Genomic DNA, 15,242 nt, shown 5'->3' with positions numbered 1-15,242 from the left:
CTATAGAAGTTAAAAATACGCTACATATTCAACTATTCGAAGATAAACTAACATTCATCACTTCAGTTTATATTATACAGAAACATCCCCTACTAAACATGTTCGTGCGTTTTTCCATAAAAACAGGACATACAGTAGCAGTCAGTCTACCTGTATATCCCAAGTGGTTATTCTGATTCTGCTCTCTCATCCTAAATTTAATATGCTATCGTACAGTCACTCTCATTTACGCTTAATCTTATAAACCTTTAAGAAATGATATAAATTAGGTGCCCAATCATTAAAATTAACTAAAAACCCATCATGTCCTACATTATCAGGTACAAAGAAATGTTTATGGTATTTGAAACGTTGCCCAACTGCACAAACGAGATCATCAGGATATAGTAAGTCGTCCGCAAAACCCATCGTCATTATTTTAGTATTCAGTCTACCGAACACTTCGTCCACGTCATCACGCCCTCTATCCACATCGTGGCTGTCTAAGACGTCAAGTAGTGTTAAATAACATGAATAACTAAAGTGTTGCATAAACTTATCGCCTTGGTGTTTTTGATATGTAACAACTTGATCTGGTGAGAAACGGTGTTCATAACTTTTAGACGAACGGTATGTTAAGAAGCCAAGTTGTCTTGCGATACTCATACCTTGTTCATGATCTAAATGAATTGCTTGTCTCGCAATTTCATTAAATGCACGACTATATGAAGACGTTCTTTGTGTAGCAGCAAGTATAACTGCTTTATCCACTTCAAATTTACGGTTATATAACAATTCTACTGCCTGCATGCCTCCTAAAGAGCCACCTATTAGAATATTAATACGTTCAAAGCCTAAACGCTCAACACCTAATTCAATTGCACGCACAATATCACGCAAAGTCAGTTGTTCTGGAAAGTCTTCATCCGTAAGTGCAGAACTGGAACCAAATGGACTACCAATTACATTGAAAGTTAAAAACTGATAATCGTTAATCGGCATATAACCACCATCAATAATCCCTCTCCACCATCCAGGTTGTTCACTTGTGCCATACGTTAAGTGATTTCCTGTCAAAGCATGACATACAACGACAAGTGGTTGACCTTTCAATCCAACATGTTCGTAACGTAATTTTAAGTTTGAGATTGTTTCTCCTGACTCTGTTGTAAATGGTCCTAATTCTAATGTATCCACCGTATAATTCGTCATGACTTACCTCCTACTTAGTAAAAAACTCCTCACTATTCAATAAGTAAGAAGTTAAAAATTACTTATCATTCGACTATATCGTTGGTTTTAGCACCGTACTTTATTCAGCCGGTTGCTGAAGCATCATTGGGCCAAATCCCTTAGCTCCTCGAAATAAGATTTAATTTTAATTGTATTGCACTACATTACTATTATTGATGTTCCAACAATCAATTTATTTAAAAAATATCGGAATTTTCTAATTATTGTTATTCTAACGAATAAACCAACTTACATCAATGAAATAATTAAAACACCCATCTTAATGCAGCCATAATAATAATACCACCTATAATTGTCATTGTTAAACTACGTGTGATAACTGCAATCACAACTGTCGGGACCATCGTAATTAGAAACGGCACATTAATGCTATAACCCATCATGCCATCTTGTTGTTCAATCAAACCATCAATAACTAAAGCAGTGAATAACGTGATTGGTATAAACGACAACCATTTTACTACTCTTTCAGATAATTTAATTTTAGATATAAGTAAAAACGGTATAATCCGTGTAAACCATGTCACAATACCACAAAGCAAAATAATAATAAGCATATGCGTAGTTGTCGTCATCGTTCCATCACCACCCCAAGTCCAGCTGCTATCGTAGAAGCAAGAATAATTGCCACGTAAGATGGCATAAAGAGACTTAGAAGAAGCATCATCACGATTACAGTTATAATCAATACAAAATACGTCTTAATACGAGAACGTTTCACTGCTTCAAACTGTGATACAGCTAAAAAGATAAACATCGCAGCAATAGCGAAATCTAACCCTAACGTCTCTGGGTTGTTTATGTATTTTCCAAATATAGCGCCAATAACACAAGCAAACGTCCAAAACAAATAAGCTGTAATATTTAAACCATGTAACCAACGATCGTTTATTTTTTCTCCTTTAAGATGTGGCGTAATTGCTACACCAAACGTTTCATCTGTAATAAGTGTTGAAAGTCCTATTCGATTTAATAACCTATAGGATTGATAACTCGGTGCAAGTGTCATACTCAGTAGAAACATTCTGGAATTCACGATAAATGCTGTTAACACAATCGCAGAAATCGGTGTACCGGCGATGACTAATGCACAAATAATGAATTGTGCAGCACCAGCATATACGAGTAAACAGAGTAAGATAATTTCAAGTAAACTAAATCCTGAGGCAACAGCAACAATTCCAAAAGACAACCCTACCCCAGCGTATCCTAATAATGTAGGAACACACGCTTTCACACCTTGTTTAAAAGTTATATGCGCTTCCATTATCTCACTCCTTCCATTTTTCAATTCTTAAAAACAATAACTTTAGTTTAATATAAACCATGAGTTTCATTCAATAACTTTAGTATGCTGTTTGTGTGGCCGAAGACAACCCTCCGTTTAAATAAGTTGATTAAATAGCGTTTTTTACTTTTTTTAATCTTACGAAACATTTTAGACTTACCTGCTATTTTCTATATGAAAACGGTAAGGTCAATTACATATTTTTATATATTCACTTGACCTTACACCTCCCCTACCCAACCTTGATACACATAAAAGAGCGCAACAAAGACATTTGTTGCGCTCTTTTAAACATACTTGTTTAATCTTATTTTACAGGACGTATCTCTGTTTTACCGCCCATATATGGAACTAAAGCATCTGGTATTGTAATAGAACCGTCTGCGTTTTGATAGTTTTCAACGACTGCAGCAAATGTACGTCCAACTGCTAGCCCACTACCATTTAGTGTATGCACTAATTCTGGTTTAGCATCTTTATCACGTTTGAAACGGATATTCGCACGACGCGCTTGAAAGTCAGTCACATTTGAACATGAACTAATTTCCTTATAATCATTATAGCTTGGTAACCAAACTTCTAAGTCATATGTTTTACTAGCTCCAAATCCAATGTCACCTGTACATAGATTCACACGACGATAAGGTAAGACAAGTTCTTCTAAAATTGCTTCTGCATGGTTTGTCATTTCTTCAAGTGCATCCCAAGAATCTTCTGGTTTTTCAAATCGAACCATTTCAACTTTGTCGAATTGGTGTAAACGAATTAGACCTCTTGTATCACGTCCAGCTGAACCCGCTTCACTACGATAACATGCTGATTGTGCTGTGAATTTAGCAGGTAAGACATCTGGACCTATAATTTCATTACGGTAATAATTCGTTAATGGCACTTCAGCCGTTGGAATTGTGTATAGACCTTCTTTTTCAACTTTAAATAAATCTTCTTCAAATTTAGGTAATTGACCCGTACCATACATTGAATCTGCATTTACTAATTGTGGTACCATCATTTCTGTATAACCATGTTGTGTTGTATGTTTCGTTACCATGTAGTTCATTAACGCTCTTTCTAATTGTGCACCTTCACCAGTTAAGAAGACAAATCTTGCTCCAGATACTTTAGCACCACGTTCAAAGTTAGCCATTTTTAAATCTTCTATAAGGTCCCAATGCGCTTTTTCTTCAAAATCAAAGTTTCTTGGTGTGCCCCAACGTTTAAGTTCTACGTTTTCTTCATCTGATGCACCTACAGGCACATCATCTTGAATGATATTCGGAATACGAGACAGTTTGTCATTAAGCTCTCGATCTATTTGATTTAAATCGTCATCTAAGACTTTAATTTCATCTCCAAGTTTACGCATCTCTGCAATTACATCATCTGCATTTTCTTTATTACGTTTCTTCTGAGCAATCTCACCACTTACTTTATTACGTTGTGCTTTCATTTCTTCAGCTTGGCTAATTAATTGGCGACGTTTTTCATCTAATGCTAAAATATCGTCAACTACTTGGGCATCCATACCACGCTTTGTTACTTTTTCTCTAAGTAAATCAGGTTCGTTACGGAATAATTTAATGTCTAACATGTCGAATTCATCCTTTCAATTTTAAAAAATGTTTGGATAATAACACAAAAAAGACCACATCCCCTTTACAAGGGACGTGGTCTACGTGTTGCCACCCTATTTAACAGTCTAATTAGACTGCACTCTCCATAAATAACGGCCAAAGCCGGTTGCTCTTTTAATGGTAGGTAGATTCACACTAATGTTGATTACTTGTTCACACCAACCACAAGTTCTCTGAAATCAAACAATTAATACTACTTAGCCTACGAACAATAACTTATTAACTTGTTTTAAATATAGCAAATAACCTTATGTTTTTCAAGAGTGACAGTGTTGATGCCTATTATATCTCATTCATATACGCAATATCGTGTAAATATTGCGATACCGCTTCGATATCTTTATGAAATTGTCTATCTTCTGTAATTGAAGGTATGATTTGGCGTAACGTTTGGTATTTTTCATACGTTTTTGGTGATAACTTATCAATATCTTTATATTCTACGGCTTGTAATGCAATAATCGTCTCTATCGCTAAGACACGTCGTGCATTCTCTACCATCATATAACCGTGACGAGAAGCAATAGTTCCCATAGATACATGGTCTTCTTGGTTCGCTGACGACGGTATAGAATCCACACTAGCCGGATGTGCAAGTGTCTTATTTTCTGAAACTAAACTTGCTGCCGCATATTGCATAATCATTGCGCCGCTTTGTAAACCTGGTTGTGGACTTAAAAAGGCAGGTAAGCCATTATTCAATTGTGGATTCACAAGTCTTTCTAGTCGTCGTTCTGAAACATTAGCCAGTTCGCTGACCCCTAATTTCAAGAAATCTAAAGCAAAAGCAATCGGTTGTCCATGGAAATTACCACCCGATATCACTAGTGTTTCATCATCTTCATCAAATATAAGTGGGTTATCATTTGCAGCATTCATTTCAAATTCTAGTTTTTCTTTAACATAATTGAACACTTGGAAACTTGCGCCATGAATTTGTGGGATACAGCGTAAAGTATAAGCATCTTGTACGCGTACTTCACCTTGTGTGGTTGTTAAATCAGAACCTTCTAACCAATCTAACATACGCGCAGCTACATCAATTTGTTCTTGGAAATTACGTGCTTTATGTACCTTTTCATTATAAGCATCTGTAATACCATTAAGTGCTTGATGTGTAAGTGAAGCAATCCATTCTGATTGATAGCCTAAACTCTCTGCTTCTATATAGTTAATTACACCCTGGGCAGTCATCGCTTGTGTGCCGTTGATTAGTGCTAGTCCTTCTTTTGCTTGTAATTCTAGTGGGTTACGTTTCAAGTTACTTAAGACATACCGACTGTCTACCTCTTCACCTTGGTAAAAAACGTTACCTTCACCAATCAAGGCCAATGCTAAGTGAGATAACGGTGCTAAATCTCCAGAAGCACCAAGTGATCCTTGTTGTGGAACTACTGGAACAATTCTATTATTAATGAAGTATACGAGCTGTTCGACCAAATCTACTGTAGTACCAGAATGTCCTTTAAGTAGAGTGTTTAATCTTAATACCATCATCACTAATGACACTTCTTCTGAAAATGGATCCCCCATACCACATGCATGCGAGCGGATAAGATTAACTTGTAATTGCTTATATTCCCCTTCATCAATACGCACATCACTAAACAAGCCAAAACCTGTTGTAATACCATAGATCGTTTCTTTATTCGCTATAATATTCTCTACTGTTTTACGGCTATGCTTGACCCGTTCAAAAGCTTCTTCAGTCACTTCCACCGTATCTTTCTCGTATAAAAATTCCTTAATATCTTCAATTGTAAGCATTTCTCCATTTAATTGTAATGTCATTTCTCCATCTCCTCGCTTATGAATTTAATTCAATTAATTAGAGTATACGCTTACATTTTCAGTAGAACAATAGCTTTTGGCACATCCGTAACATGGTATCAAATCACTGTTTTAATAGGGTAAAGAAGCATCTCTTTTCATTTTAGAAAAGTTAAAAATTTCTTAACAGGTTTCCCTATTGACTTAATTGCATTGCGGGTTTAATATTTTCTATTGTATTTAAAAATAGCTAAAAAAATTCGAAAACAAAAATACTTCAATAGATATCAATATTTTGCACGCATAATTGAAGTTTCTAAAGTGGATTTATAATTACTTTTGTAATTTTAAAGTCTGACTTTTACGCATATTATTCAGAAATCAATATCGTTAAATTATCATGAATTTTAAAAGGAGGTTTCAATATGGAAACTTTATCATCGGTAAGCATTCCTAAACGTGAAGATGATACACATAAAGGTGATTATGGCAGAATCCTTTTAATTGGGGGTAATGTAAACTTAGGTGGCGCAATCATGCTTGCAGCACGTGCATGTGTTTATAGTGGCAGTGGGCTAATAACAGTAGCTACACATCCAACGAATCATGCTGCATTACATTCTCGTTGTCCAGAAGCAATGGTCATTGATATTAATGATACAAAAATGTTAACAAAAATGATTGAAAACACAGATTGTATCTTAATCGGCCCTGGATTAGGTTGTGATTTTAAAGGTAATAATGCAATCACATTCTTACTACAAAATATTCAACCACATCAAACACTAATTGTAGATGGTGATGCTATTACGATTTTCAGTAAATTGAAACCTGAAATACCTACTTGCCATGTCATTTTCACACCGCATCAAAAAGAATGGGAACGTTTAAGCGGTATTCCAATTGAGGAACAAACATATGAACGTAATCGTGAAGCTGTAGACCGTATCGGAGCAACCATTGTGCTAAAAATGCATGGTACGGAAATTTATTTCAAAGATAAAGCGTATAAATTACCCATAGGTACGCCTGCTATGGCAACCGGAGGCATGGGTGATACCCTAGCTGGAATGATTACGAGTTTCGTCGGGCAGTTTGATGACACTCAGGAAGCTGTCACAAGTGCAACATACGCACATAGCTTCATTGGTGAACAGTTAGCAGAGAAAATGTATGTCGTCCCACCATCAAGACTTATTAGCGAAATCCCGCATGTAATGAAATCATTAGAAAGCTGATAACGGTCTATATGAGATAGTGATTAACACGCAAACAAACCAAACGTCACTTTTAGCGTTTGGTTTGTTTTTTATACCTAAAACATACATTTTTCTGACTTTATGTGATGATTTCATTGATTCAATTAAAGATTGATAGCAATGTTTATTTGAATCATGCAGTGCTTTGGACGACTCCTGACTAGTGAGTAAAGTATTAACCAAAGACTACAGGATGAGGTTCTGCTTGCGGAAAGCGCGCACAAAAAACTGCCAATAAAGTCACATTCTTTATCGACAGTTAAAGACCTACCTCAAGAAGGTAGGTCTTTTTATATGCTTGTTCAACTTTAATTAAAAATTATTCTTCGTTGTCATCGCTATCATTACTATCTGCATTATCGATATCTTCGTTAACACGATCCATAAAGTCTTCTCTTACTTCTTTACGGCCATCTTCTTCGGAGTTGTCATCTTCAACTTCTGTATGGATACCATTACCTGGTGTGTTATCTTCTACAACTGCTTCATTATTTGATGACGCATCTTGTGATTCAGAATCTGTTATTTGAGCATTTGTTAAACCTGATTCATTTGTTTCAGATTCTTCAGTTGCTTCAACTTCTTCTTCCTCTTCTTCGTCTACTATAGCTACAGTAGATACAAAATGATTATCATCTAATTTGATTAGTCTCACACCTTGAGCTGCACGTCCATTTTGTGAAATATCATCTACATCGATACGAATAATAACACCAGAATTTGTTACAACCATCAAGTCTTCTTCTCCTGTGACTGATGTTATACAAACAATGTTACCATTACGCTCAGTAATCGTAGCGGTCTTAATACCTTTACCACCACGGTTTGATAATCTGTAATCTCCTACAGGTGTACGTTTACCGTAACCATTTTCAGTAACTACTAGGATTTCATCATCTTGTTCCGCTTTAGTAACATCTAAACCGACAACTTTATCGCCTTCTCTAAGTGTAATACCTTTCACACCTGCTGCCGTACGACCAAGTGGACGTAATGCAGTTTCATGAAAACGAATTAATGACGCATGCGCAGTACCAATAAGAATGTCAGTTTCTCCATCTGTGAGACGTACTGCAATCAGCTCATCATCCTCTTTAAAGTTTATAGCAATCTTACCGTTTCTATTTATGTGTGAGAAATTACTTAACGCAGAACGTTTAACTCTACCTTTTAGCGTTGCAAATACAAGGTAATTTTCTTCACTTTCTAAATCTTTCACCGCAATCATTGTACTGATTGATTCATCACTATCTAGCTCTATGGCATTGACTACTGGAATACCTTTAGACTGACGTGAGAGCTCTGGAACTTCGTAACCTTTGAGTTTATAAACACGGCCTTTATTCGTAAAGAATAAAACGTGATCATGTGTACTTAACGTTACAAGTTGGCTAACGAAGTCTTCTTCAAGCGTATTCATACCTTGTACACCACGACCACCACGATGTTGTGATCTATATGTTGAAACAGGTAGGCGTTTAATATAGTTATTATGACTTAATGTAATAACAATTTGTTCTTCAGGGATTAAGTCTTCATCTTCAATATTATCAAGACCACCAAGCTGAATTTCAGTCTTACGTTCATCACCAAAACGCTCACGAACATCAATCAGTTCATCACGCACGATTTGTAAAAGCTTTTCTTCGTCTGCAAGAATTGCTTTTAACTCTTCAATATAAGCAATTAAATCATTGTATTCTGATTCAATCTTATCGCGTTCTAAACCAGTTAAACGTCTTAAACGCATATCTAATATCGCTTGAGCTTGTCGTTCAGTTAACTTAAATTGTTCTTGCAAGCTTGCCATCGCAATTTTGTCGTTATCTGATTCACGTATCACTCTAATAATTTCATCAATATGATCCAGTGCAATTCTTAAACCTTCTAAAATATGTGCACGGTCTAACGCTTTTTTCAAGTTGTATTCAGTACGTCTTCTTACAACTATTTTTTGGTGATCTAAGTATTCAACCAATGCTTCTTTAAGCGTGATAAGTTTCGGTCTACCATTTACCAATGCAATCATGTTCACACCAAATGACGTTTGTAAGGGTGTTTGTTTATACAAGTTATTTAAAACAACACTCGCGTTTGCGTCTTTACGGACATCAATTACGACACGTACACCTGTACGTAAACTTGTTTCATCACGTAAATCTGTAATACCTTCTATTTTTTTATCACGAGCTAATTCAGCGATTTTTTCTATCATACGTGCTTTATTGACTTGATAAGGTACTTCAGTCACTACGATACGCTGACGTCCGCCACCGCGCTCTTCTATTTCAGCACGAGAACGCATTATAACTGAACCACGTCCAGTTTCAAATGCACGACGGATGCCACTTTTACCTAGAATTAAAGCACCTGTAGGGAAATCAGGCCCTTGGACATCTTCCATTAATTCAGAAATAGTGATGTCAGGATTGTAACTTAAGCTTAATACGCCGTTAATAACTTCTGTTAAGTTATGCGGTGGAATATTAGTAGCCATACCAACAGCGATACCCGAAGCACCATTAACTAATAAGTTCGGGAACCTTGATGGTAAGACTGACGGCTCTCTTTCATTACCATCATAGTTATCTATGAAATCAATTGTATTTTTGTTAAGGTCTCTCAACATTTCAAGCGTGATTTTAGACATACGTGCTTCTGTATAACGCATCGCAGCAGCGCCATCGCCATCCATTGAACCAAAGTTACCTTGACCATCAATTAAAGGATATCGATAGCTGAAGTCCTGTGCCATTCTTACCATTGCTTCATAAATCGATGAGTCACCATGTGGGTGATATTTACCCATTACGTCCCCAACGATACGTGCAGATTTTTTATATGATTTGTCAGGTGTCATACCTTGTTCATGTAATCCGTATAATATACGTCGATGTACTGGTTTTAATCCATCTCTAACGTCTGGCAAAGCACGTGAGACAATAACGCTCATCGCATAATCCAAGAACGATTCGCGCATTTCATTGGTTATATTTCGTTCATTAATTCTTGATTCAGGTAGTTCAGCCATCAAGATATCCTCCTTCAAAAATTCAGTTCATTGTATTAGAAATCTAAGTTCGCATAGACTGCGTTATCTTCAATAAACTGTCTACGATTCTCAACAACATCGCCCATCAACATTTCAAATACTTGGTCTGCTTCTATAGCATCATCTAGTGATACTTGCAGTAATGCTCTGTGTTCAGGATTCATTGTAGTTTCCCACAACTGATCCGCATTCATTTCACCAAGACCTTTGTAACGTGAAATTGACCATTTTGGACTTGGGTCTAGTTCTTCTTTAAGCTTATCTAATTCACGTTCGTTAAACACGTAATATTTTTGTTTACCTTGTGTCAATTTGAAAAGTGGTGGTTGCGCAATATATACGTATCCCGCTTCTAATAATGGTCTCATAAAGCGATAGAAGAATGTTAATAACAATGTTCTAATGTGCGCGCCATCGACATCGGCATCTGTCATAAGGACAATCTTGTGATAACGTGCTTTACTCAAATCAAATTCTCCGCCAATTCCTGTACCAAAAGCAGTAATCATTGAACGAATTTCATTGTTGTTTAGTATTCTATCTAATCGTGCTTTTTCAACGTTTAAAATCTTACCACGTAATGGTAAAATCGCTTGTGTCTCTGAATCACGGCCTGATTTTGTAGACCCTCCGGCAGAGTCACCCTCGACGATAAAGATTTCACTTCGCGATGGATCTTTACTAGAACAGTCTGCAAGTTTACCCGGTAGACTTGAGATTTCTAAAGCAGATTTACGGCGTGTAACTTCACGTGCTTTTTTAGCTGCAAGACGTGCATGCGATGCCATAATACTTTTCTCAACGACAATACGTCCGACTTGTGGATTTTCGTATAAGAATCTTTCAAATAGTTCAGCGAATAATTTATCAACAACTTGACGCACTTCTGTGTTACCAAGTTTCGTCTTAGTTTGTCCCTCAAATTGTGGGTCGCTATGTTTGATAGAGACGACCGCTGTTAAACCTTCACGTGTATCCTCACCTGAAAGTCGTTCTTTATCTTCTTTGATTATTTTACTGTTTATACCATAGCTGTTTAGCACACGAGAAAGCGCACGTTTAAATCCTTCTTCATGTGTACCACCTTCGTATGTGTGGATGTTATTCGCATATGTTAATAAGTTAGTTGCGTAACCCTTGTTATACTGTAATGCGATTTCAACTTCAATATCATCTTTTGATTCATGCACGTAAATCGGTTCATCATGAAGTGGTTCTTTCGTTTCATTCAACATTTCTACATAAGATTTAATACCGCCTTCATAGCGATAAGAATCTTCTCTAACTTCCTCTTCACGTTCATCTCTTAACGTAATTGAAATACCTTTATTCAAGAAAGCAAGCTCTCTTGTACGTTGTTGTAATGTTTCATAGTGATATTCTGTAGTTTCAGTGAATATTTCAGAATCCGCTTTAAAACGAATTACCGTCCCAGTGGCTTCCTCAGTTTCTCCAATAACTTTCAAGTCGAATTGTGGTGCCCCTTTTTTATACGCTTGATGATATATTTTGTAATCTTTATAAACGTATACTTCAAGATCTTCAGACAACGCGTTAACTACGGATGAACCTACACCATGTAAGCCACCAGATACTTTATATCCGCCGCCGCCGAATTTACCGCCAGCATGAAGCACTGTCAAAATAACTTCTACAGCTGGACGTCCCATTTTTTCTTGAATACCTACTGGAATTCCTCGTCCATTATCAGTAACTTTTATCCAATTATCTTTTTCTATAACAATTTCAACGTCGTCGGCATATCCAGCAAGTGCCTCATCGATACTATTATCAACGATTTCCCATACAAGATGATGCAAACCTCTTGCTGAAGTTGACCCTATATACATACCTGGTCGTTTACGAACCGCTTCTAGACCTTCTAATACTTGAATCTGACCAGCACCATAATCTTCCGTGTTGTTCACATCTGACAATGCTTCCACCTTCACTTTCCATTACTTTATAATTTCGCCTTGGTTAACGCGATAAAGTTTAGCGTTCTTCATAATTTCATGCTCTATACCGTCGACTGATGTTGTAGTTACAAAAGTCTGCACTTTATGTTGAATTGTGCTTAATAAATGCGACTGACGTGAATCATCTAATTCACTTAAAACATCATCTAGCAATAAGATAGGGTACTCTCCCACTTCGATATTCATTAACTCGATTTCTGCGAGTTTTATCGATAAAGCAGTAGTTCGTTGTTGGCCTTGAGAGCCATACGTTTGAGCGTCCATACCATTTACATCGAAACCTAAATCATCTCTGTGAGGACCGTATAAACAAACGCCTCTATCTTTCTCACGTTCCATATTGTCATTGAGTAATGTTAAGACTTCTTCTAAGCGTTCCGTCTCACTTTTCTCTTCATCGTCGAGTTTTATACTAGGCAAATATTTTAATGACAACGTCTCACGTTCATCTGTTATCCCAGAATGGATAGGCTTAGCTAGTGATTCAAGTTCTTTAATAAAATGTTCACGTCTGAGCGTAATTTTGAGCGCATACTCTGCAAATTGTTGATTTAAGACATCTAGCATTGTGCTGTCTGTCTTTTGACCATATTGCAGTTGCTTCAAATAATTATTCTTTTGTTTTAAAATTCGCTGGTACTGAGACAAATCATTTAAGTATACTGCAGAAATTTGCCCAAGCTCCATATCTATAAATCTGCGTCTAATTTGTGGTGATCCTTTGACAATATTTAAATCTTCAGGCGCAAACAATACGACGTTCAAGTGACCAATATATTGAGTCAGTCTACTTTGTTCCAAGTGATTAATTTTGACTTGCTTACCTTTTTTGGTTATAAACATCGTTAAAGGCATTTCACCGTATCTATAACTAAGTTCACCTTCTATTTTAGCATAGTCCATACCGAAACGTATAAGTTCCTTGTCATTGGACGTTCTATGACTTTTAGCCAACGCTAACGTATAAATAGATTCAAGGAGGTTTGTCTTCCCTTGTGCATTCTCACCAATCAATATATTGACCTCTGGATGACAATTAAGGGTAACTGAATCATAGTTACGATAATTTTCTATCTGGAGTGTCTTTAATCTCATTCTTCACCTTGATGTAAAATAACAAATGAACCGACTTCTGGTATGACAATGCTATCTTGATGGTTTAACTTTTTACCACGACGTGTTTCACGTTCGTCATTTATCAAGACATCAAAATCTTGTAAGAACCATTTTGCTTGTCCACCAGATTCGATAATACCTTCTGTCTTTAGAAATTGCCCTAAAGTGATGTCTCCATCAACGATTACCTCTTCAACCAAATCAATCACTCCGTTTCTTTTAAGCTCACTAATATATTATACCTTTTTTCACGGAAAATTTCATGTAAAATACAGTATGTAAGCGTATTCTTCTAACTAATTTTCACTTATTTTTAATAATTATTTACAAAGCCCATTATAGCGGTTTTTTACATGTAATATTATATCAAATTCCGAGTAGTTTTTATTCCGTTTTTTTGATTCTCTATCAATAATTTCAAATTTGATTCGAATTTAGATCTGCATTTTAAATATATGAAATTTATAATGGCATTTAAAGCGTGTTTTAGACGTGTTTTAAAATTCTATGAAAATACCCTAACAATAAACAATAAATGCTTATATTTAATCGCTTAGTACCTTTAAAAATGAAATATATCTCTTAAAATACTTCTGAAATTTATGCTTATCTAAAAAAAAGTGTCACCTTGCTTTATTTATATACACCCATCTAGACTAGCGATTACTTTTAAATTTAAAAATTAACAGAAAAAACCCCAGACAAAATAAATTGTCTAGGGATAAATTATTAATTTCTAATATGTTCTAATCGGTAGAATTAATTGTGTTACTGAATCATCATCCTTGGGTTTTAAAATGAATGGTTTCATTGTGCCAAAGAATTCTATTTCTACTTCGTCATTATCGATTGCTTTCAATGCATCCATCATATATTTTGAGTTGAATGAAATCTTCAAGTTGCCACCATCAACGTTACTAGCTTTAACGTCTTCATTTACGGTACCAATTTCAGGAGATGTTGAAGATAACTCAACTAATTCATTACCAGTGCTTAATTTAATAACGTTATTACCGCCTTCTCGTGCTAATAATGATGCACGATCAATTGCATGGTAGAATTCCCCGTTATTAATGCCTAATTTAATTTCGTAATTCTCTGGGAATAAACGAGATGTATCAGGATAATGCCCTTCTAATAAACGTGAAATAAAGTTCACATTGCCGACTTTGAATAGCACTTGATTTGATGCAAAGAAGATATCAATCTCTTCTTCACTATCTGTCATTATTTTGTTTAGCTCTGATAATGCTTTACCTGGAATGATGACATTTTTATTTTCAGACTCGTCTTCTAATGCCACTTTTCTTACAGCCAAACGGTGCGAATCCGTAGCTGTGCATATTAATTCACTATCTTGTATAAGCCAGTTAACACCAGTGAGTACTGGACGTGTTTCTGAGGTGGACACCGCGAAATTCGTCTGTGCTATCACGTTTTTAAGTACTTTTACAGATAATTGAATCGCATCATCACGAGAAACTTGTGGTAACAATGGGTATTGATCTGGATCTAAACCACTTAAGTTAAATTCAGAATGACCTGAAGTAATCAATGTTTGAAATTGTTCATTTGTAGAAAGCTTTACTTCCTTACCAGGTAATTTTTTAATGATGTCTACGAAGAAACGACCAGGGAGTACGACCGATCCAGTTTCTGCAATTTCTATAATGTCTTCACCATCAACTTGTTTAGGTATAGTGATTTCGATAGATATTTCTGAGTCAGAACCAGTAAGTATCACTTCGTTATTTTTAACTTCAATTTTTATACCAGTTAATATAGGTAATGTAGTTCTTGGTGAGATGGCTTTTAATGTGTCATTTAATTGAGCAATAAAATAATCTCTTCTTATTGTGAATTCCATCTAATTTTCAAACTCCTTCCAGTCGTTTATATATAAATTATATA

At 35.8% G+C, this 15,242-nt stretch carries 11 protein-coding genes, 1 riboswitch and 1 other annotated feature; of the genes, 1 reads left to right on the top strand and 10 read right to left on the bottom strand.

The window, feature by feature from the left end:
* Nucleotides 1–222 precede the first annotated feature (222 nt).
* The 5 genes from metX to hutH all read right to left on the bottom strand — a co-directional run bounded on the left by metX (nucleotide 223) and on the right by hutH (nucleotide 5,946).
* The gene (metX, locus tag ACA31_RS00950; RefSeq protein WP_057511521.1) at nucleotides 223–1,191 is read right to left on the bottom strand and encodes a homoserine O-acetyltransferase MetX; all 969 of its coding nucleotides are present in this window, start codon (nucleotides 1,189–1,191) and stop codon (nucleotides 223–225) included.
* 59 nt (nucleotides 1,192–1,250) lie between these two features.
* A riboswitch (SAM riboswitch) is annotated at nucleotides 1,251–1,351 on the bottom strand.
* Nucleotides 1,352–1,478: 127 nt separating this feature from the next.
* Nucleotides 1,479–1,808 carry an AzlD domain-containing protein gene (locus tag ACA31_RS00945; RefSeq protein WP_057511520.1) on the bottom strand — a complete coding sequence of 110 codons (330 nt, stop codon included), beginning with the start codon at nucleotides 1,806–1,808 and terminating at the stop codon, nucleotides 1,479–1,481.
* Complete coding sequence (locus tag ACA31_RS00940; RefSeq protein ID WP_057511519.1) at nucleotides 1,805–2,500, bottom strand: AzlC family ABC transporter permease; 696 nt, start codon at nucleotides 2,498–2,500, stop codon at nucleotides 1,805–1,807. The genes ACA31_RS00945 and ACA31_RS00940 overlap by 4 nt, the downstream gene beginning before the upstream one ends.
* A 328-nt stretch (nucleotides 2,501–2,828) precedes the next feature.
* Nucleotides 2,829–4,112 carry a serine--tRNA ligase gene (gene serS / locus ACA31_RS00935; protein ID WP_057511518.1) on the bottom strand — a complete coding sequence of 428 codons (1,284 nt, stop codon included), beginning with the start codon at nucleotides 4,110–4,112 and terminating at the stop codon, nucleotides 2,829–2,831.
* A gap of 67 nt (nucleotides 4,113–4,179) precedes the next feature.
* Nucleotides 4,180–4,368: a binding site (T-box leader), on the bottom strand.
* A 69-nt stretch (nucleotides 4,369–4,437) separates the two neighbouring features.
* Nucleotides 4,438–5,946, bottom strand: coding sequence for a histidine ammonia-lyase (gene hutH, locus ACA31_RS00930; protein ID WP_057511517.1), 1,509 nt, complete (start codon nucleotides 5,944–5,946; stop codon nucleotides 4,438–4,440).
* A gap of 404 nt (nucleotides 5,947–6,350) precedes the next feature.
* On the opposite strand from hutH, the gene ACA31_RS00925 reads away from it, so the two are divergent.
* The gene (locus tag ACA31_RS00925) at nucleotides 6,351–7,163 is read left to right on the top strand and encodes an NAD(P)H-hydrate dehydratase (protein WP_057511516.1); all 813 of its coding nucleotides are present in this window, start codon (nucleotides 6,351–6,353) and stop codon (nucleotides 7,161–7,163) included.
* 340 nt (nucleotides 7,164–7,503) lie between these two features.
* On the opposite strand, the gene gyrA is transcribed toward ACA31_RS00925, so the two are convergent.
* From gyrA to dnaN, 5 genes are all read right to left on the bottom strand, one after another.
* Nucleotides 7,504–10,215, bottom strand: a complete 2,712-nt coding sequence (gene gyrA, locus ACA31_RS00920; protein ID WP_057511515.1) for a DNA gyrase subunit A — start codon at nucleotides 10,213–10,215, stop codon at nucleotides 7,504–7,506.
* Between the two features lie 35 nt (nucleotides 10,216–10,250).
* A complete protein-coding gene (gene gyrB / locus ACA31_RS00915) occupies nucleotides 10,251–12,182 on the bottom strand; it encodes a DNA topoisomerase (ATP-hydrolyzing) subunit B (protein ID WP_172793138.1) in 1,932 nt (643 codons plus the stop codon).
* Between the two features lie 12 nt (nucleotides 12,183–12,194).
* Complete coding sequence (gene recF, locus ACA31_RS00910) at nucleotides 12,195–13,310, bottom strand: DNA replication/repair protein RecF (protein WP_057511513.1); 1,116 nt, start codon at nucleotides 13,308–13,310, stop codon at nucleotides 12,195–12,197.
* Nucleotides 13,307–13,540 (bottom strand): S4 domain-containing protein YaaA, encoded by a 234-nt coding sequence (gene yaaA / locus ACA31_RS00905; RefSeq protein ID WP_172793137.1) that lies wholly within the window; start codon nucleotides 13,538–13,540, stop codon nucleotides 13,307–13,309. The genes recF and yaaA overlap by 4 nt, the downstream gene beginning before the upstream one ends.
* A gap of 527 nt (nucleotides 13,541–14,067) precedes the next feature.
* Complete coding sequence (dnaN, locus tag ACA31_RS00900) at nucleotides 14,068–15,198, bottom strand: DNA polymerase III subunit beta (protein ID WP_057511511.1); 1,131 nt, start codon at nucleotides 15,196–15,198, stop codon at nucleotides 14,068–14,070.
* Between the last annotated feature and the right edge of the window lie 44 nt (nucleotides 15,199–15,242).

Origin of the sequence: Staphylococcus sp. NAM3COL9 (genome assembly GCF_001431205.1) — a bacterium.
Classification (GTDB): Bacteria; Bacillota; Bacilli; order Staphylococcales; family Staphylococcaceae; genus Staphylococcus.
The sequence above is the reverse complement of the archived record's forward strand: the minus strand, read 5'-3'. Positions and strand labels throughout refer to the sequence as shown.